Annotated in this window: 22 protein-coding genes, 2 tRNA genes and 1 pseudogene; 12 read left to right on the top strand and 13 right to left on the bottom strand. The window is 62.9% G+C overall.

Annotated elements, in window-relative coordinates:
• Positions 1–37 precede the first annotated feature (37 nt).
• Both FJ958_RS00785 and FJ958_RS00780 read left to right on the top strand, forming a co-directional pair.
• The gene (locus FJ958_RS00785) at positions 38–1,117 is read left to right on the top strand and encodes an HPP family protein (RefSeq protein ID WP_140738141.1); all 1,080 of its coding nucleotides are present in this window, start codon (positions 38–40) and stop codon (positions 1,115–1,117) included.
• 226 nt (positions 1,118–1,343) lie between these two features.
• Positions 1,344–1,469, top strand: a pseudogene (locus tag FJ958_RS00780) (TetR family transcriptional regulator); the annotation flags it as partial.
• On the opposite strand, the gene FJ958_RS00775 reads toward FJ958_RS00780, so the two are convergent.
• The 6 genes from FJ958_RS00775 to FJ958_RS00750 form a co-directional block, all read right to left on the bottom strand.
• Positions 1,466–2,692, bottom strand: coding sequence for an anion transporter (locus FJ958_RS00775; RefSeq protein ID WP_140738138.1), 1,227 nt, complete (start codon positions 2,690–2,692; stop codon positions 1,466–1,468). The pseudogene FJ958_RS00780 and the gene FJ958_RS00775 sit on opposite strands and share 4 nt — an antisense overlap.
• A gap of 153 nt (positions 2,693–2,845) precedes the next feature.
• Complete coding sequence (locus FJ958_RS00770; protein ID WP_246679451.1) at positions 2,846–3,850, bottom strand: glycosyltransferase family 4 protein; 1,005 nt, start codon at positions 3,848–3,850, stop codon at positions 2,846–2,848.
• Positions 3,851–4,025: 175 nt separating this feature from the next.
• Positions 4,026–4,814, bottom strand: a complete 789-nt coding sequence (locus tag FJ958_RS00765; RefSeq protein WP_140738135.1) for a GGDEF domain-containing protein — start codon at positions 4,812–4,814, stop codon at positions 4,026–4,028.
• Between the two features lie 185 nt (positions 4,815–4,999).
• Positions 5,000–5,221, bottom strand: coding sequence for a hypothetical protein (locus tag FJ958_RS00760; RefSeq protein ID WP_140738132.1), 222 nt, complete (start codon positions 5,219–5,221; stop codon positions 5,000–5,002).
• Between the two features lie 280 nt (positions 5,222–5,501).
• A tRNA-Arg gene (locus FJ958_RS00755) sits at positions 5,502–5,578 on the bottom strand.
• A 54-nt stretch (positions 5,579–5,632) separates the two neighbouring features.
• Positions 5,633–5,938 (bottom strand): ETC complex I subunit, encoded by a 306-nt coding sequence (locus FJ958_RS00750; RefSeq protein ID WP_140738129.1) that lies wholly within the window; start codon positions 5,936–5,938, stop codon positions 5,633–5,635.
• 125 nt (positions 5,939–6,063) lie between these two features.
• Here FJ958_RS00750 and FJ958_RS00745 point away from each other — a divergent pair.
• Positions 6,064–6,140, top strand: a tRNA-Pro gene (locus tag FJ958_RS00745).
• A gap of 149 nt (positions 6,141–6,289) precedes the next feature.
• The gene (locus tag FJ958_RS00740) at positions 6,290–6,715 is read left to right on the top strand and encodes a cupin domain-containing protein (RefSeq protein ID WP_140738126.1); all 426 of its coding nucleotides are present in this window, start codon (positions 6,290–6,292) and stop codon (positions 6,713–6,715) included.
• Between the two features lie 285 nt (positions 6,716–7,000).
• On the opposite strand, the gene hdaA is transcribed toward FJ958_RS00740, so the two are convergent.
• From hdaA to FJ958_RS00725, 3 genes are read right to left on the bottom strand one after another with little or no spacing between them, the layout of a single operon-like run.
• Entirely contained in the window at positions 7,001–7,705 is a 705-nt protein-coding gene (hdaA, locus tag FJ958_RS00735; protein WP_140739101.1) for a DnaA regulatory inactivator HdaA, read from the bottom strand.
• A gap of 1 nt (position 7,706) precedes the next feature.
• On the bottom strand, positions 7,707–8,909 hold the full coding sequence (locus FJ958_RS00730; protein WP_140738123.1) for an AI-2E family transporter: 1,203 nt from the start codon (positions 8,907–8,909) through the stop codon (positions 7,707–7,709).
• Positions 8,881–9,438 (bottom strand): CDP-alcohol phosphatidyltransferase family protein, encoded by a 558-nt coding sequence (locus tag FJ958_RS00725; protein WP_140738120.1) that lies wholly within the window; start codon positions 9,436–9,438, stop codon positions 8,881–8,883. Before FJ958_RS00725 ends, FJ958_RS00730 begins: the two co-directional genes overlap by 29 nt.
• 210 nt (positions 9,439–9,648) lie before the next feature.
• Here FJ958_RS00725 and purM point away from each other — a divergent pair, with 210 nt between their 5' ends.
• From purM to FJ958_RS00695, 6 genes are read left to right on the top strand one after another with little or no spacing between them, the layout of a single operon-like run.
• Positions 9,649–10,758, top strand: coding sequence for a phosphoribosylformylglycinamidine cyclo-ligase (gene purM, locus FJ958_RS00720; protein WP_140738117.1), 1,110 nt, complete (start codon positions 9,649–9,651; stop codon positions 10,756–10,758).
• Positions 10,755–11,468, top strand: coding sequence for a phosphoribosylglycinamide formyltransferase (purN, locus tag FJ958_RS00715; protein WP_140738114.1), 714 nt, complete (start codon positions 10,755–10,757; stop codon positions 11,466–11,468). Before purM ends, purN begins: the two co-directional genes overlap by 4 nt.
• Before the next feature lie 51 nt (positions 11,469–11,519).
• Entirely contained in the window at positions 11,520–11,786 is a 267-nt protein-coding gene (locus FJ958_RS00710) for a type II toxin-antitoxin system ParD family antitoxin (protein ID WP_140738111.1), read from the top strand.
• Positions 11,787–11,789: 3 nt separating this feature from the next.
• The gene (locus FJ958_RS00705; RefSeq protein WP_140738108.1) at positions 11,790–12,086 is read left to right on the top strand and encodes a type II toxin-antitoxin system RelE/ParE family toxin; all 297 of its coding nucleotides are present in this window, start codon (positions 11,790–11,792) and stop codon (positions 12,084–12,086) included.
• A 10-nt stretch (positions 12,087–12,096) separates the two neighbouring features.
• A complete protein-coding gene (locus tag FJ958_RS00700; RefSeq protein ID WP_140738105.1) occupies positions 12,097–12,429 on the top strand; it encodes a hypothetical protein in 333 nt (110 codons plus the stop codon).
• A 9-nt stretch (positions 12,430–12,438) separates the two neighbouring features.
• The gene (locus FJ958_RS00695; protein WP_140738102.1) at positions 12,439–12,948 is read left to right on the top strand and encodes a histidine phosphatase family protein; all 510 of its coding nucleotides are present in this window, start codon (positions 12,439–12,441) and stop codon (positions 12,946–12,948) included.
• Between the two features lie 35 nt (positions 12,949–12,983).
• Here the strand turns inward: FJ958_RS00695 and FJ958_RS00690 are convergent, their stop codons facing one another.
• Positions 12,984–13,226 (bottom strand): DUF680 domain-containing protein, encoded by a 243-nt coding sequence (locus tag FJ958_RS00690; protein WP_140738099.1) that lies wholly within the window; start codon positions 13,224–13,226, stop codon positions 12,984–12,986.
• A gap of 401 nt (positions 13,227–13,627) precedes the next feature.
• Here FJ958_RS00690 and FJ958_RS00685 point away from each other — a divergent pair, with 401 nt between their 5' ends.
• Both FJ958_RS00685 and FJ958_RS00680 read left to right on the top strand, forming a co-directional pair.
• Positions 13,628–14,296, top strand: a complete 669-nt coding sequence (locus tag FJ958_RS00685) for a response regulator (protein ID WP_140610794.1) — start codon at positions 13,628–13,630, stop codon at positions 14,294–14,296.
• Positions 14,286–15,644: a sensor histidine kinase gene (locus FJ958_RS00680; protein ID WP_140738096.1), complete on the top strand. Its 1,359-nt coding sequence runs from the start codon at positions 14,286–14,288 to the stop codon at positions 15,642–15,644. Before FJ958_RS00685 ends, FJ958_RS00680 begins: the two co-directional genes overlap by 11 nt.
• Positions 15,645–15,654: 10 nt before the next feature.
• Here the strand turns inward: FJ958_RS00680 and FJ958_RS00675 are convergent, their stop codons facing one another.
• From FJ958_RS00675 to FJ958_RS00665, 3 genes are all read right to left on the bottom strand, one after another.
• The gene (locus FJ958_RS00675; protein ID WP_140738093.1) at positions 15,655–16,533 is read right to left on the bottom strand and encodes an ABC transporter permease; all 879 of its coding nucleotides are present in this window, start codon (positions 16,531–16,533) and stop codon (positions 15,655–15,657) included.
• Between the two features lie 10 nt (positions 16,534–16,543).
• Positions 16,544–17,353 (bottom strand): ABC transporter ATP-binding protein, encoded by an 810-nt coding sequence (locus FJ958_RS00670; protein WP_140738090.1) that lies wholly within the window; start codon positions 17,351–17,353, stop codon positions 16,544–16,546.
• Between the two features lie 105 nt (positions 17,354–17,458).
• Positions 17,459–18,472, bottom strand: a complete 1,014-nt coding sequence (locus tag FJ958_RS00665) for an ABC transporter substrate-binding protein (protein WP_140738087.1) — start codon at positions 18,470–18,472, stop codon at positions 17,459–17,461.
• Between the last annotated feature and the right edge of the window lie 26 nt (positions 18,473–18,498).

Genomic DNA, 18,498 nt, shown 5'->3' with positions numbered 1-18,498 from the left:
GGCATCCGCGCTCAACCCACTCGTCACAAGCTTGCCCATGGCCTTTCGTCTTTTTGTCCCCATCCTCGCCGGCGCGACGCTACGTGAACGCATCCTGGCGTGTATCGGCGCCACGCTCGGCATCGCGCTGACCGGCGTGATCAGCGGGCTGGCCATGGGTGGCGGCCCGCATGTGGCCCTGCTGGTGGCGCCGATGGGCGCATCCGCCGTGCTTCTCTTCGCCGTGCCGGCGAGCCCGCTGGCGCAGCCCTGGTCGATCATCGGCGGCAATTCGATATCGGCGCTGGTGGGGGTTACCGTGGCGCATTTCATCCATGATCCGGTCATTGCGTCGGGCCTGGCTGTAGCGCTCGCCATCGCGGCGATGTCGTTCACGCGCTGCCTGCATCCGCCGGGCGGCGCGGCGGCGCTGACGGGGGTGCTCGGTGGGCCGGCCGTTATCAGCGCGGGCTTCCTGTTTCCTTTCGTGCCGGTGGCCTTGAATTCGATCATCCTGGTCACGCTCGGTTTCCTCTTCCACAAACTCGCGCGGCGCAACTATCCGCATGTCGCCGCCCCCGCCGCCAACAGCCACGGCACCGCCGATCCGCCGGCGCAGCAGCGCGTCGGCTTCCGGCCCGAGGATATCGACGCGGCGCTGACCACCCTCGACGAGACGTTCGACATCGACCGCGGCGACCTCGAACGGCTGCTGAGACAAGTCGAGTTGCAGGCCATGGTGCGCTCGCACCGGACGCTGCTGTGCAAGGACATTATGTCCCGCGACGTCGTTTCAGCGCCCGAGCAGGCCACGATCGACGAGGCGCGCCAGCAACTGCTCGATCACAATATCCGCACCTTGCCGGTGGTCGACGCCGAAGCAAGGCTGTTGGGTGCCGTCGGCCTGCGCGAACTGACAAGAGCCACCGACACCGTGAAGAGCGTTATGCAGAAAGCCGGCACCGCGTCGCCCGAGGCGCCGGCGATGAGCCTGCTGCCGGTGCTGACCGATGGGCGCAGTCACGCCGTGGTCATCGTCGACGGCGAGCGGCGGATTCTCGGCCTCATCACCCAGACCGACCTTCTGGCGGCGGCCGCGCGCGTGCAAACTGCGGACAAGGGATTGGCGGCGGCGTAAAAATAGCGATGCCGCCACGGCGGGAGCGGTCGATGTTTCTGCCGCCTCCAACCCAAGATGAAAGGCCATGTCGGCGTCTCGCCCTGACCCGCGGGCGCTCGATTTACAGCGAAGCACGCCTGGCCTCGTCGCGCCGGGCGGCATGCGTCCATGAGTCATCATGGCTCGGCCTGCGCCGCTCGATCCTGGCGAAGATCCTTGGTCCGGCCATGCGGGTGCGTCGGGAATCGTGCTGCTGATCGACAGTAGCTTTTCGATCATGCTGATCCATCGCAATCCCGACTCCATCGAAGCCGCCGGGCGGGCTGCGGCACTGCTGGTCAGGGCGCGGATTCCAGGCAGCCGGCTCTAGAGTCCGAACGCCAGCCATGCCGTGCCGACGACGAGCGTTGTCAGTGTCAACGGCAGGCCGACCTTGGAGAAAGCGCCGAAGGAAAGCGGCGTGCCCGCCGCCTTGGCCTGCTCGGCGACAATAAGATTCGCGACCGAGCCGAGCAGGGTGAAATTGCCGGCCAGCGTCGAGCTCATGGCGACCACCAGCCAGGCACGCTCCGGGTTCTCCAGGCCGGGTATGAACGGCCGCAGTGCCAGCACTGCCGGAACATTACTCATGATATTCGAGAGTACCGCTGTGAAGCCGGATAGCCGCCAGACATCGTCCAGGCCGAGATTCCTGGCCGAGGCGATGATGTCGGGCGTCAGCAGCGTCCTTTCGGCGCCGGCAACCACCACGAACAGGCCGGCGAACATGAACAGCAGCGGCCCATCGATCTCACGATAGATGCGTTCCGGCTTGATGGCGCGGGTGAGCAGGAGAATGGCGCCACCGATCAAGGCTGCCTTGGCAACGGGAACGCCGGCGAAGAAGGCAATGGCCAACCCGATGCAGACAATCACGGCCTTCAGCACTTGCCCGCGATGCATGCGGCCGCGCGAGACATGGGGCGTCAATTGGGCGGTGCGGGTGAATTCGGCCCGGTAGACGATGCGCACGATGACGATGACCGCGACAAGGCCGAACAAGGCGACCGGCGCCAGCGCCGCCGAAAAGGCCGGATAGGAAATGCCCGACAGCGCCCCGATGACCATGTTCTGCGGATTGCCGGTAATGGTGGCGACACTGCCGCAGTTCGATGCCGTGGCGGTGGCGATCAGATAGGGAACCGGGTTGCGGTTGATGACCCGGGTGACGTGGACGACGATCGGCGCCATGACCAGACAGATGGCGTCGTTGACCAGGAAGGCCGAGAGCACGCCGGTCAGCAGCGTCACCATCACCAGGAGCATGAAGGGCGCATGCGCATGCTCGATGGCGATGGCGCCAAGGCCGCGGAAGGCGCCCGACACCTTCAGATGCGCCACCACGATCATCATGCCGAGGAGAAGCGTGATGGTGTCGAAATTGATGGCGCGGTAGGCGTCCTCCATGCTGACCGCGCCGATGGTGATCATCGCCGCGCCTCCAAGCAGCGCAATGCCCGCCCGATCAAGGCGCAGACCTGGTATGCGGCCGATGGCGACGCCGGCATAGGTGAGGACCAGGATCAGCAGTGCCGCGGCGCCCATCAGTGTCATCGGTAGAAGCCCTGCTCGATCTGTTTGCGCACCGATGCCGGCCGCCCCGCGATTCACCCGACGAAAGCCTTAGCGCGATGTGGGGATCGATGCCAAACGGGCTGGTTGGATTGTTGGCCGAGAGTGTCTGGAAGACCAGACCGCGTGGCATCGCTAACTGCGATAAAAGTCCAGCCGCTGCCGCAATGCCTGCGGCGAAAACAGCTGCTCGACGGTCTGCCGCGCCTTGCGGCCCACTTTCGCCCGCAGCGCCGGGTCGGCTTTGAGTTCGGCCAGAATCGCTGCCGCCTGTTGCGTCGTTTCGAACAGGTAACCGTTTTCGCCGTGCCTGATATGGTCGGCGTAGCCGCCATGCGAATGGCAGACCACGGGCAAACCGCAGGCCATCGCCTCGAACACCACGCGGCCGAATGTCTCGACATGCGAACCGGTGCGATAATAGAACACGTCGAGCGTCGGTAGAAACTGTTCGGCGGCCAATTGGCCCTGAGGCAGGAGTTCGAGTTGGGGGTGCGGCGTGAGCTTGTCCCTGAGCGGCATCCCGCCCTGAATCCTTACCGCGGCGCCATCGGCCAGCAAGGCCTCGTAGAGCGCCACATCGTCGCCATGATGCTTGTCCGCCGTATCCCGGCTCAGCCGCCCCACAGTGAACGGACCATCCAGCCTTGCCACTCGTGGTGAGAAACGGTCGATATCGATCGGCGACGGATGCACGACGCCTTCGACATGCAGCATGCGCTTTTGAAAGTCGGAGATCAGCACCAATTCAGCCTCCGGCCAGCCCAGCAGGCGCGGCATGCGTGTCGTCAGCGCTATGATCTTCGGATGAAAGGTGTTGAAGACATAGATCAGCCGGCGTGGCCGCCGGATCAGGTAGGGCCACAGCTTGTTGCGCCAATGCGCGCCGACGAAAACATAGATGCCGCCATCAGGCACGTTGCGCGTTGCCGGCGAGACACGGCGAATCGGAAACTGCCGCATCAACTCGACGGACACGCGCGAGGAGGTTGCCCAAAGACGTACCGCCGAGTCGGCGCTCAACAGCCGATACAGCTCCAGGGTTTCGCGTTCGCTGCCGCCAAACGGGTTTTGAAAGCCGTTGAACAAATGGATCATGATCGCTGTGCTTATCTGGCCTTGCCGGGGCTGTCTCGCCATTCATTCGCCGGCACCGAAAAGGCCCTGACCGTACCGTCGGCCGGACGGTCGAGGAGCTCAAGAAGGGCTGGAACGTTCCCGGCGGTGCCCCATACATCACTTACCGGAGGAAGCACACAGACATGAAAGCGTCAAGGAAGCGGTCTCTGTCCGTCCCCATCGCCGGTGGCTCTGGTCAATGCACGGTGGCGGGGCTGGGCGGAGGCATCAGCGAGGCTTCCGCCGGATCGAAGCTGACCTGATCGCGTCCATTCGATTTGGCCGCATAAAGGCGCCTGTCGGCGGCGGAGAATATTGCCTCGTAGGTGGTCGGCCCGTTGAAGCTGGTGCCGCCGATGCTGACGGAAAGCGGACAGGAGCGGCCGCCGGGCGAAAAGTCCATCTCGCGAATCCGCCGGCAGATGCTTTCGGCAACCAGCCAGGATTGGGAGGGATCGACACCGGGAAGAAACACGCCGAATTCCTCGCCGCCAATGCGGCCGACGATGTCGCTGCCGCGCAACTGTTCCTTGATCGCCTGCGCGATCAGCTTGAGGGCCTGGTCGCCACAGTCATGACCGAGGCGGTCGTTGATCGCCTTGAAGTGGTCGGCATCGATGATCAGCAACGCGCCGGAGCGGGTCTGCTCTTGCTTGCGGGTCTGCTCGAGATAGGCTTCGACCAGCATCGAGAAGGCGCCGCGGTTCAGAACCGCCGTCAGACTGTCGGTCGCGGCAATGATGCTGAGATCGCGCTGGGCTATGGCCAGTTGGCGGATCTTCCACATAAGAAAAAACAGAAACGAACCGCCCAGGATCAGAGGAAGCAGCAGGTCGGTCATTTCCGCGCGCCGAACAGCTTCGGACGATAGATAGGGAAAATTGAACGAATCGACGAAAAACGCCACGGCAATGAAGAATGCCGTGCCGGCGGCCGTCACAGCGATCACCCTGCCCCAGCTGGTCGGCGACAGGTCGAGCCTCATCCTGTTCCACTCCGTTAGCCGTCTCAACCATGACGTGCCAACGCAAACAAAATGATAAGACTTTCCTTTCAATTCGAGATCAGATGCCCCGGAGCCGGGCACGCTCGCCATGGACGACCGTGCTCCGGCGATGAAAGCAAAGCTCATTCACCGAATCCCATGCGGATGCAGGGAAATCCTGAACGTCAACGGTTGGGCATCGATTCGCCCGCCTCGACAACGAAGGATGCCGCGATCAGGTCGTCGGCATCCAGTTGTAGGGAGCCGTCGCCTGCCCCCATGATGGCGGCGACCTTGTGAAAGGTCTTCATCTCATAATCGGAAATTTCGGCATCCCGCATTCTGGCCCTGAGTTCGGCGATACGCCGCCCCAAGGCAGGGGACGTTCCAATTTCACGTTTCGACATGGCTTGGCTTCTCCTCCCCCAACCCGTGCTTGCTTTGCCTCGCCCATTCGCCAGCCCGCATATTGCCTTTTATGAGGCTCCGCGAATACAAGGCCCCGAACGCGCAGTGCGCGCTAAGGTTCCAGCCTTGGCAGATCACGAAATAATTCCACCGTCGCCGCGCGGACGGGCCTGAAATTCCCGCCCAGCTTCCGTTACACAGCGCTGCAGCCTTGGCAGCGATCGACGGGAAGATTCGGCGGCTTCGGCAAGATCAAACGGCATAAACCGTTGAAATTATTGGCGATCCCGACAGGATTCGAACCTGTGACCATCGGCTTAGAAGGCCGGTGCTCTATCCAGCTGAGCTACGGGACCGCTGGCCGGCTTGGGGCCGGTAGTGTTCGCTCTGGCGCCCATTTGGGCCTGCGATCAATGCGTCCAGGGCGTCCTGCGGTCATAGCGGAAATTCTCCGCATAGGAAATCTGGCGGCGCTTGGGCTCTTTCGGCTCCTCGACGCGGAAGGCAAGCCCTTCCTTTTCGGCGTAGGCCACCGCCTCTTCCCGCGTGTCGAAGGTGAGCCTGATCTGGCTTTTCATGTCCCCCGACGTGGTGTAGCCCATCAGAGGATCGATCTTCTTGCGCATCTCGGGGTCGAATTCCAGCACCCAGTGGCCGGTCTTGGCCTTGCCGGACTGCATCGCGGTTTTGGCTGGGCTGAAAATGCGCGCGGACATGGCCACCTCGTTACTGTGCAAGGCAGCATCGCCACCCTTTCGCCCGTCATTACTGCGCAATGAGGACCGCGGCAAGGTTTTTGCACTTGCCATGCAGCACCGAAATGAATAGGCAACAGACCGTTCGGAGTGTAGCGCAGGCTGGTAGCGCATCTGGTTTGGGACCAGAGGGTCGGGAGTTCGAATCTCTCCACTCCGACCATCCCTCTCGAAAACACAGTATCGACCGCCATTGGCGTGACCCTATGGCCACCTCGCGCCGCTTCCGGTCGTGGGCCTTGCCGCGACAGTTTTCTGGTGCAAGTCTGTTTTCTGGCGAAAGTCCAAAGGCGGCAACGGGGGCGCTTCGAAATGGCAACAAACGACAGGCCGGTGATCACCAGGAAAGGCCAGGAGAGCAACAAGACCAGCCAGTCCGGGGGCTTGGCGCTGGTCACCGGTGTCGGGCCGCAACACACCTCGGCGACAAGACTGTGGTTTGGCAAAGCGAGCAACGCGCCCGGCTTTCGTTCGCTGCCACACCACCATGGCGAAGCTGAAACCGGCGCATACCTGCTGTCGGGCAATGCCCGTATCTATTTCGGCGAGGACTATCAGGAGTTCGTCGAGTTATCGGCGGGCGATTTCATGTTCGTGCCGCCGTTCCTGCCGCATCTCGAGGCCAATATGAGCACGACGGAAGAACTGTGGTGGCTGGCCTGCCGAACCCCTGAGAACATCGTGATCAATTTGCCTGACGTCGACGACGCCCAACTCGCCGGCTACCGCCGCGGTTGAGCATCGGCAATCGCCCAACGCATTTGAAGGCAAGCTCGCCGGGCGAGAACCCCAACCGCCTCGTGCCCGGCGAGCCCGCAACCTGATTTGGAGCGCAATCAGGACCGGGATCAGCCGGCAAGCTTGCGTTGCAAGACGGGTGCCAGCTGCCGTTTCCCGAAATGGGACGGCAGTTGGGGACAACGAACCGCCATTTGCAGGCCGGATGAATATCGAGGCCGGCCTAACTCTTGTTTTGACGCAATTCCGGACAGAAAACCGTTTCACGCCCTTTCCTGGAACTGCTCAGATCTCGAACTCGCCCTGCCCCTCATCCATGGCGCTGACCGTTTCGGCCGCCAACGCCCTGGTGATCGGCATCTTGCGCTCGAGCGCGGTGCGGTCGAGCCGCTCCACCACGCGCATTGCTGTCGCCAGCGAGCGTTCGATGCGCCGCACCAGATACTGCACCACATGCGGTTCGACCTCGACCTGGCGGTCGGCGAACAACTTGGTGATGACGCCGGCGAGCAGGAGATCGTCAGGCTCATGGATCTCGACCGTCGCCGCCGCCTTCAGCCGTGAGGCAAGATCCGGCAGCGAAACACCCCAGGCCAGGGGAAAGCGGCGCGCCGTCAACAACAGCGTCGAGCCGGCGCCGCGCACCGCATTGATCAGATGGAACAGGCCTTGTTCGTCGATTGGCCCCGCATCGACATCGTCGATCAGCGCAGGGCGAGCGCCGAGATTGGCGATGCTGTCACCAATGCGCCTGGCATCCACAGCCAGCGCGTTGGCATGCGCACGCCAGATTGAGGAGAGATGCGTCTTGCCGGAACCGGCGGGACCGGCCAGCACCACCACCGGCGAGGGCCAGTCCGGCCAACGATCGACCAACGCCGCCGCCTGATGGTTGGTGCCGGAGACGACGAGTTCGTCCCGCGAATAGCCGGTACCATGGCCGAGATCGAGCGGCAGTTGGCGGGGCGGATCGGTTCGCTGGGCGGTCACTTCAGCCACGCGACTGCGTGCGGTGACCCCCGCCGCGATCTGCCGGCAGCGGCGGCAAGGGCTGTGTCGAATGGCCCTTGTAGAGCGGCGATTCGAGATAGCGGGCTATGGCAAAGCGCACCAGCACGGCGACGGCGGCGGATGCCGGCACGGCAATCAGCAGGCCCACGAAGCCGAACAGCGCACCGAAGGCAAACAGCGCGAACATCAGCCACACCGGATGCAGGCCGACACTTTTGCCGACCAGCCTGGGCTGCAAAATGTTGCCTTCGATGAACTGGCCGATGAAGAAGACCACCGCCACCGCGACGATCATGGTCCAATCCGGCCAGAACTGCACGAAAGCGACGCCAACGGCCAGCACCAGTCCGGTCAGAGAGCCGACATAGGGGATGAAAGAGATCAGTCCGGCGAACAGGCCGATGAGAATGCCGAAATTCAATCCGGTCAGCGTCAGGCCGGTGGCATACATGGCGCCCAGGACAAGACAGAGCGTGCCCTGCCCGCGCACGAAGCCGGCGGTCGCGGTGTTGACGTCGCGCGCGATGGCGCGCACGGTCGCGACATTGTCGCGCGGCACCCAGCTATCGATGACCGCCACCATGCGGTCCCAGTCGAGCAGCATGTAGAAGGCAACGACCGGCGTCACCACGAACAGGCTGATCACCGAGACCAGCGCCACGCCGGAGCTCCAGATCGAGGTGAAGACCGTGGTCAGCAGGCCGAAGCCCGAGGTCAGCAAGGAGTTCAGCCCGTCGCGCAAACCATTGGCGTTGACGCCGAATTTCTGTTCGAGCCATTTCGGATCAAAGGATGTGATCAGGCTCTGCAGCCGGGTCAGATACTCCGGCAGTTTGCCGGCGAAATCGGCCATCTGGGTGGCCAGAACCGGAATGAGGATGACAAAGGCCAGCACCAGTACGATGAGGAAGGTGATGAGGATGACCACCGTCGCCATGAAGCGCGACAGGCCGAGCCGCTGCAGCCGGTCGGCGACGGGATCGAGGAAATAGGCAAGCACCATACCGGCGACGAAAGGCAACAGGATAGCGCTGAAAACATAGAGGAAAAGCGCCACGATCGCCGCGCCGGCGAGCCAGAAGAAGATTTGCCGGCGGAACGCGTAGGACGCGGCAAGATCGACAGCCGCAGCTTCGATCACTGCCGCTTCTTTCTCAGATGTCCGGAGTGGAGCTTTCGCCATAGCCGCTCATATGCCTCAGCCAAGCCACGAGATAGGCCGTGGCCGAAGCCACGGTCAAGACCCCGGATAGCAATATGAGGGCGGGCCGCAGAGGGTCGAGGTGCGTGGCAAAGGCGAGCTCTCCCAGCACAGTCGCCGCCAGTACGATCTGGATGGCGGTATTGGCCTTCGACACCAGAAGCGGCTTCATCTCGACCGGATGGGCCATGACGGTAGACAGCAATACGGCGCAAACGATCAGCGCGTCGCGCGACACCATGGTCACGACAAGCCACAGCGGCAGTTCGCCTGCGAAGCCCATGACGACGAATGCCGATACCAGCAGCAGCTTGTCGGCCATCGGATCGAGATAGGCGCCGAGCCTGGACTGTTGGTTGAAACGGCGGGCGATGAAGCCGTCGACGCCGTCCGAGACGCCGGCAACGACGAACCCCGCAAAGGCCCAGTCCCAGCGCGCCTGCAGCATCGCCAGCACCACGGCGGGCACTAGGACAAGGCGCAGGAGGGTGATCATGTTGGGGATGGTCAACGCATTGTCCCGCCGTATTTTTGCCTTGAGATAGATGAGGGAGATGGAGAGCCGAGGCAAGGAAGAAGCAGGTTGGCTAGCCGCAAACGCCGCGTGCGATCCCCCGGCTATCCACGCTTTTGTCGGGCCAAATGGCGCCCGCTTCCGCCGTTATCCTTGCGGACAGAAACCGTTCATGCGAAGAGCCCGCAAACGAGCAGGAAAATTGTGATGAGCAAGCGCGAAACTGGCCAGCACAAAACGGGCCAGCAAAAAACGGGCAAGCGCAGGAACGGGCTCACCTATGCCGAGGCCGGCGTCGACATCGATGCCGGCAATCTGATGGTCGAGAAGATCAAGCCGCTGGTGCGCGCCACGCGCCGGCCGGGCGCGGACGGCGAGATCGGCGGTTTCGGTGGCCTGTTCGACCTCAAGGCCGCCGGCTTCACCGATCCGGTTCTGGTGGCCGCCAATGACGGCGTAGGCACCAAGCTCAAGATCGCCATCGAGGCCGGCAAGCACGACACGATCGGTATCGATCTCGTCGCCATGTGCGTCAACGACATCGTCGTGCAGGGCGCGGAGCCGCTGTTCTTCCTCGATTATTTCGCCACCGGCAAGCTCGATCCCGACCAGGGCGCCGCGATCGTCGGCGGCATCGCCCAAGGATGCCGGCAGGCCGGCTGCGCGCTGATCGGCGGCGAGACGGCGGAAATGCCCGGCATGTATCACGGCAAGGATTACGACCTTGCCGGCTTTGCCGTGGGTGCGGCCGAACGCGGCCAGCTTTTGCCGACCGACGATATTGTCGAAGGCGACGTGCTTTTGGGCCTCGCCTCCTCCGGCCTCCACTCCAACGGCTTTTCCCTGGTTCGCCGCATCGTCGCCGCCAGCGGCCTTGCCTGGGGCGATCCGGCTCCGTTCAACGACGAGGCCACACTGGCCGAGGCCCTGCTCGAACCGACGCGCATCTACGTCAAGTCGATCCTGAAAGCGATCCGCAACACGCATGGCATAAAGGCGCTGGCGCACATTACCGGCGGCGGCTTCCCCGAAAACATTCCGCGCGTGCTGCCGAAGGACTTTTCCGCCGAACTCGACCTCGACGCCATCGAGGTGCCGGCCGTGTTCTCCTGGCTGGCCAAGACCGGCGGCGTGGCGCCGGAGGAGATGATGCGTACCTTCAATTGCGGCATCGGCATGATCCTGGCAGTGGCGTCCGGCCAGGCGGCGCAGGTCGCCGCGGTGCTGCAGGAGGCCGGCGAGACGGTGACGCCGATCGGCCGCATCGTACCGCGCCGCGACGCCGGAGTGATCTATCGGGGCTCGATCGGCCTATGAGCACGCGGAGGAAACGCACCGTCGTTCTGATATCGGGACGTGGCTCCAACATGACGGCACTGATCGCGGCGGCGAGCGATCCGGCCTTTCCGGCCGAGATCGTCGGCGTCATTGCCGACAAGGCGGATGCCGCTGGGCTCGGCGTCGCCAAGGCCCGCGGCATCGCCACGCAGGTCATTTCCCGTGCCGACCATGGCAGCAAGCAGGCGCATGATGCCGCGATCGACGCGGCACTCAAGGCGTTCAATGCCGAGATCGTGGCGCTAGCCGGCTATATGCGTATCCTCACCACCAGCCTTGTCGAGAAATGGCAGGGCCGCATGATCAACATCCACCCCGCCCTGCTGCCCGCGTTCAAGGGCCTCGACACCCATGCCAGGGCGCTCGCGGCCGGCCTTCGCATCCACGGCTGCACCGTCCATTTCGTCACGCCCGAAATGGATGACGGCCCGATCATCGCCCAGGCAGCCGTGCCGGTGATGGTCGGTGACAATGCGGATATGCTGGCCGCCCGGGTGCTGAAGGCCGAGCACAGGCTTTATCCTCTGGCCCTGGGGCTGGTTGCCGAGGGAAAGGCGCGCATGGAGGCCGGCCGGACCGTGCTTGCCTATTTTGCCGACGATGCCGACAACGGCACTTCGGTGGTGATGGCGCCCGACCCGCTGCGCGAGGAAGCCGACCTTGAGCATCTGGCACGGATTACGCCCTGACCTTGAGGTTGGTAGCAAATATTGCTACCTTCTGACCAAGGAGACAGTTCGATGACGACAGTCGAAAAGGTCAGCGTGGCGCTTTCCCCGGAACTCCTGGAGATGGTCAAGGACGCCGTCGGCAGCGGACGCTATGGATCGGTAAGCGAAGTGATCCGCGAGGCACTGCGCGAGTGGCGCTTGCGTCAGCCGCTCCGCGAAGCCGAAGTGGAGCGATTGCGCAAGGCTTGGGCGGAGGGGCTGGAGAGCGGCCCGTTTGCTGATTTCGACATCGAGGACATCAAGCGAAAAGCCCGCAGCCGGGCTTCCAAGAAATAGGCCATGGGAAGCATACAGATCATTCGCAGCAGCCCGGCGGCGGAAAATGATCTTGTCGATATCTGGCTTGCCATCGCCGGGGACAGCCCACGTGCCGCCGACCATTTTCTGGATGCCATCGCCGAGCGCATCCTGCACCTTGCTGACTTTCCCGAATCCGGACCGCGCAGACCCGACATCGCCGCTGACGCCAGAGCGCTGACCATTGGCAACTATCTAATTCTCTATCGCCTGGCCGGAAGACGGATCGAGATCGTGCGCATCGTGCATGGCGCGCGTGATGTGTCGACGCTGTTTTAGGATCGAAGTCTTGGACATCTTCGACAGTTCAATGCGAAGAAAAGGCGACCTCGCCGGTGTCTTCGAGTACGATGAGGCCGATGGACCACAAAACGCTACGGCCTATTTTTATCTGAGCGAAATCGAGGGCCAGCCGGTTGGATCGATCATTGGCGTGATTCATATTCGCTCAGGCGCGTGGGCGATCACCAAGGCAGATGTCGCCATCAGGTGGGATCGGGACGAGCAACGTGTGGGCCTGTTTGTCTTCGGCGTCCTGACAGCCGCCTTTGATGCTGCCACAGGCGCGAAGTACGGTGGCGGACATGGCAAGGATTTCAATGCCTCGATTCCCTGGTCCTGACAAATGCCGATGAAACAACTTCTCTTGCTTCGCCATGCCAAATCGAGCTGGGACGACCCTGATCTCGATGATTTCGACCGGCCCGTGGCCGATCGCGGGTTGAAGGCTGCCCGATTGATGGGCCGCGAGCTTGCGGCGCGCGACTGGCTGCCGGAATTGGCGCTGGTATCGCCGGCGCTGCGCACCCGCGACACCTGGCGGCTGGTGGCGGCGGAGTTGCCCGTGCATCCGCGGGTGGCGTTCGCCGAAGCGCTCTATGAAGCTTCAGCAGCCGATATTCTGGGACAGGTTCATAAAGCCGACCCGTCGAGCGGTTGCCTGGTGGTGGTTGGCCACAATCCAGGCCTGGAGAACCTGGCGAGACAGCTTGCCGCGCCAACGTCGGAGATCAAGGCGCGCAAGAGGCTGGAGGAAAAGTTCCCGACAGCGGCCCTTGCGCGCTTCGTCTTCGAAGGCCACTGGTCTGACCTATCGTCGGCGCGGTTGACACATTGCCTGCGTCCAAAGGATCTGAGCTAGGCTCCGTCAAGCCTGCTGCACACCGTCTCAAGACGTCAGTTCCCCCAGATGCCCTGGCCCGGTTCCGGCCAGTCGGTGGTGGCCTTCATCTTGGTGTCGGCTGCTGCCTTGTGCACGGCCATTTCCGCAGTCTTGACCGCGCCGGTGACGGCATGATCGACGCCGGCTACCGCAGCAACCGGCTGATTGGCATTGTCCGAACCATAATGGTCACTGCCGGCAAAGGCGGCGCCGGCAGCAACAAGGATGGCGACGATAGCCAGAGCGATCTTGTTCATTTCAATCTCCTGTTTCATCCGTTAGGCGGCGTCTTGGGAGGACGGTTCCGCTGAGGACAAGACCCGAGGCCGTCCGGTTTTATTCCTCGAAGTGGAAGCTTTTTGGTGCCGAGCGCGAAGACCGGCGCTCAAGACGATACCGGCTGGGCCTGCCCTCTTGCGCAGAAACAAGAGCGGCGGGCCAAGCCCACCACACGGTCCTCAATAGATGGAAATCGAACCGAACGGATTGGCTTTACGATCGAGATTGCCGCGCGGGCACTGGATCTCCGGCATTTGCCTTGCGACGGGATCGATATTATCGCTTGCAGACGCTCACCAATGGAACGCGACCCGGCTGTGCCGGTCAAAGAAGCGGACGGAATTCAGCATGAAGTGCTGCCCGGGACAGAGTTAGAGAAATGCGGCTGCTGCTTGTCGAGGACAATCGTGAACTGGCTGATTGGCTGGGCAAGACCTTGCGTCAGGCAAACTATGTGGTCGACATCGTCCATGACGGCGAGGATGTCGAGCATGCGCTGGCGGCCGGCGACCATGCGCTGGTCATCCTCGACCTTGCGCTGCCGCGCATGAGCGGGCTGGAGGTGCTGCGCATGCTGCGGGCGCGCGGCAACCGGGTGCCGGTGATCGTGCTGACCGCCAACGCCAGCCTCGACGGACGGGTCAAGGGTCTCAACGAAGGCGCCGACGACTATCTGGCCAAACCCTTCCAGATCGAGGAACTCGAAGCGCGCATCCGCGTGCAGTTGCGGCGCGCCAACGACCGGACCGCGCCTGTCGTTGCCTGTGGCGATCTCGTCTTCGACACCAACACGAGGCTGTTTTCGCTCGCTGGCGAGACACTGTCACTGACGCCGCGCGAACACGCGGTGCTTGAACAATTGATGGTCAAGGCCGGACGAACCGTGAGCAAGGCCGCCCTGTCGGCGGCGATCTACGATTTCGAGACCGACGCCGACCCCAGCGCCATCGAGATCTATGTGCACCGTGTGCGCAAGAAGCTCGAAGGGTCGCGGGTCCAGATCGCCACCTTGCGCGGCCTCGGCTATCTTTTGCGCCATGAGGATTAACAGTCTTCGCCTGCAGTTGCTGGCCTGGGTGGTGCTGCCGCTCGCCGGGCTTGCCACCATCAACCTGTGGACCAGCCATGGCAATGCGCTGGCGACCGCAGATCTGGTCACCGACCGCATGCTGCTGGGTTCGGCGCGGACCATTGCCGAGCACGTGGCCGTAACCGACGGCGTGCTCGATGCCGCGATACCGCCAGCGGCGATCGAGATGTTCGATACCGGCGATCGCGACAGCGTCTATTACCATGTCAAGGCTGCCGGGGGGCGGTTGCTGACCGGTTATCCCGACCTGCCGGAGGCGTCGAAGCCGCCCGACGCCGAGGCAAGCTATCGCGGCCATCGGCTGAGGCTCCTCACCTTTAGCCACGCCGTGGTCGGAGCCGGCGCCGATTCACCCATAACGGTCACTGTGGGTGTAACGCTTGCCGGTCACGACGCGATGGTCAAACGCCTGTGGCTCAGCGCCTTTGCCCAGCAACTGGCGCTGGTGGCAATCGCCGGTGTGTTCGTTCTGCTTGGCCTGCATCGTGGCCTGGCGCCGCTGATCAGGCTCCGGGACGTGGTGCGCTCGCCAGGCCGAAATGAACTTGATCGGGTCGAAGTACCCGGTGCGCAAAGCGAGATCCGCCCGCTGATCGACGCGCTGAACGCTTATATGGAGCGCGTGCGGGCGCAGATGGCGGCGCAACGCCGCTTTATCGCCAACGCCGCACACCAGTTGCGCACACCGCTGGCGCTGCTGTCGACACAGGCAAGCTATGCGCTGCGCGAAACTTCGGCCGATCAGCGCCAGGAAGCATTGGTGGCGCTGCAGGCGAGTTTCGGCAAGCTGGCGCGGCTCGCCGAACAGCTGCTCACCCTGTCGCGGGCCGAGCCGGGCAGCCGGCGACCACGCGCCGATCGCATCGACCTCACCGAGGCCGCCCGGCAGGTGCTGGAAACGCATGCTCCGAACGCGATCGCCCGCAAGATCGATCTCGGCCTCGAGGAGGCCGGCCCCGTGCCGGTCATCGGCGACGGCACCATGCTGCGCGAGATGATCGTCAATCTCGTCGACAATGCGCTGCGCTACTCACCATCAGGCGGCTGCGTCACGGTCAGACTGGCGATCATCGAAGGCGAAGCCGTTCTGACGGTCGCCGACGACGGACCCGGCATTCCCGAGGACGAACGGGACCACGTGTTCGAGCGCTTCTACCGCATCGCGGGTTCAGCGGAGGAAGGCAGCGGGCTCGGGCTGGCTATCGTGCGCGAGGTCGTTGAAAATGCCGGCGGTCGCGTCACCCTTGGGGATGGCGCGGCCGGTGGTCTGGTGGTCGAGGTGCGGCTGCCGCTCGCAGCCAGCTAACCTCCAAAGCTTACTGCGTCTCGTGCAACGGCTGGGGACGCCATTTTGCCAGGCGGTCCTCGACCATTGTCATCAGGTATTCGGCGCCAAGCGCCACCACCATGACGATGACGATCGCGGCATACATGCCGGCGGCATCGAAGGATCCCTTGGCGATGTTGATCAGCAGGCCGATGCCGTAGCGCGAGCCGACGAATTCACCGACGATCGCGCCGATGATGGCAAAGCCGAAGCTGACATGCAGGCTGGCGAAGATCCAGCTCATCGCCGAGGGGACGATCACCGAGCGCGTGAGCTGCCAGTTGGAGGCGCCGAGGATGCGGGCATTGGCGATCATCGCCCTGTCAGCTTCCCGGACTCCCTGGAAAGCGTTGTGGAAAACGACGAAGAAAACCATCACGAAGGCGAGTGCCACCTTGGAGGCGAGTCCGAGCCCGAGGATCATGATGAAGATCGGCGCCAGAACCACGCGCGGGATGGAATTGATGACCTTGATGTAGATGGAGAAGATATCGGCGGCCATCCGGTTGCGGCCGAGCGCGACACCAATGATGATGCCGGCGACCGAGCCGGTGACGAAGCCGATGACCGATTCCTCCATGGTGACGTAGAGGTGGTACCAGAGAGGCCCTTCGGAAGTTCCTTCCGTCGTCCACTCATAGAGCCGCTGCGCGATCGCGCTCGGCATCGCATAGAAGAACGGATCGATCCAGGTCATCCGCGCGGCGACTTCCCACAGCACGAGAAAGGCGACGAGAATAGAGACCCGCCAGAACATCACGGTACGGCGGCGATGCAGGGCCGCCTTGGCGGCGGCCGCTTCGATTTCCGCATCGGAGGTGCCCGGCTTGAAAGCTCCCGCTCTGATGTCGATGGCAGCATCGGTCATGGCTTCCTCCTTAGGCCGCGGCGCGTGCATAGCTGGTCTCGACCTCTTCCTTGAGGTCGGCCCAGATGGTGCGCGAGTAATCAATGAAGCTCTGCTCGTAGCGGATGTCAGCAACGACGCGAGGACGTGGCAAATCTATGCTGTAGACCGATTTCACAGTCGCGGGTCCGGCGGTCAGGACATAGACCTTGTCGGCGAGGGCAATCGCCTCTTCCAGATCATGTGTGACGAATACCACGGAAGCCTTCGTTTGCGACCATAGGCGCAACAGTTCCTCGTGCATCAGGACACGCGTCTGGACGTCGAGAGCGGAAAACGGCTCGTCCATGAGAAGGATCTCGGGTCCGTTTATGAACGTCTGCGCCAGCGCCACCCGCTTGCGCATGCCGCCCGAAAGCTGGTGCGGATAATGGTGCTCGAACCGCGACAGCCCGACACGCGCCAGCCAGTCCTTTGCAGCGGCCGTGGCCTCCGGCTTCGCCTTGCCGCGAAACAGTGGACCGGCCATCACGTTCTCGATCACGGTCCGCCAGGGAAATAAGGCGTCGCTCTGGAACACAAATCCGATGCGCGGATCTATGCCCTTTACAGGGGCACCCATGACCCGAACCTCGCCGGCACTTGGGCTGGCCAGCCCCGTGACCAGGTTGAGCGTCGTGGATTTTCCGCAGCCGGTTGGACCGACAACGGCGACGAACTCGCCGCGCTCCACCGTCATGGTGAAATCGCGCAACGCCGTCAGCGATTTGCCGGTGGGCGAAAGGAAGCGACGGCTGACATTGATCAGCTCGATCGCTGGTGTGGTCTTTTCCTGGATCATGGTGGAACTCCGGGTTCGAGCGAACGCCAGCCGTCGGCCAGAGCCGCCGGACGCTGGAAACTGACGATTGCCGGCGCGATGCTTTCATAGCGCCGGCACGGCCTGCTACTTGGCGTTCTTGACGAATTCCGAGGTGTAGGTCTTGGCAAGATCGATCTGCTTGCCCTGCAAGTCCTTCGAGAAGGCCGAAAGCACCGCCAGCACCGTCTCGGGCCCACCTTCCGGCATGATCCCGTCGGGCGTAAACATCGCCTTGCCGGCATCAAGTGCCTTCACGTAGCCTTCCTTGTCGCCGACATAGTAGTCCTTCGGCATCTTTTCGGCGATCTCGGCGCCGCTGTGCGTGTTGATGAATTTCTGCGTCTTGACGAAGGCGTTGGCCAGTTTCTGCACAATGTCTTTGTGCGCCTCGACCCAATCGGTCTGCATATAGAGGGAAGCAGCCGGATAGGTGCCGCCGAGAGCGGCCTTGGTGCCTTCTATCGTGCGCATGTCGATCAGAACGGAGGCTTCGCCGGTCTTCAAGAGCCGCGTGATTGTCGGTTCGGTGGTCATGCCTGCCTGGATCTTGTCTTGCTGCATGGCGGCGATGAAAGTGTTGCCGGCGCCGACCGGAACGGAAGTGAAGTCACCGAGCTTCAGACCGCTCTTGACGGCAAGATATTGCGTCAGGAAATTCGTCGAGGAGCCGAGGCCGGTCACGCCAAGGCTCATGCCTTTGAAATCGGCTGGGGACTTGATCTCGGGATGCTTGGTCGAAACGAGTTCGACTTCGCCCGGCGCTTGGCTGAACTGGACGATCGATTCGACGAACTTGCCCTTTGCCTGCAGATCGATGCAGTGGTCGTAGAAGCCGACGACCCCCTGCACTGCGCCGGCAAGCATCTCGTTCTCGGCATCGACGCCGGCAGGCTCATTCAGCAATTCGACGTCGAGACCCTCGTCCTTGAAATAACCGAGCGCCTCGGTCAGCTTGGCGGGCAGATAAATCTGTTTCTCGTAGCCCCCGACCATGATCGAAACCTTGTCGGCGGCGCGCGCGGACGGCGCGGACAAGGCCATGGTGGCGACGAGTGCGGTTGTGGCGGCTGAATCAAGCAGTATTCGCGCGAGCGACATGGCCTCTTCCCTTTGTTCGTTTCCGC

This window comes from Mesorhizobium sp. B2-3-5, assembly GCF_006442395.1.
GTDB lineage: Bacteria > Pseudomonadota > Alphaproteobacteria > Rhizobiales > Rhizobiaceae > Mesorhizobium.
This window is presented reverse-complemented; position numbering and strand designations above follow the sequence as displayed.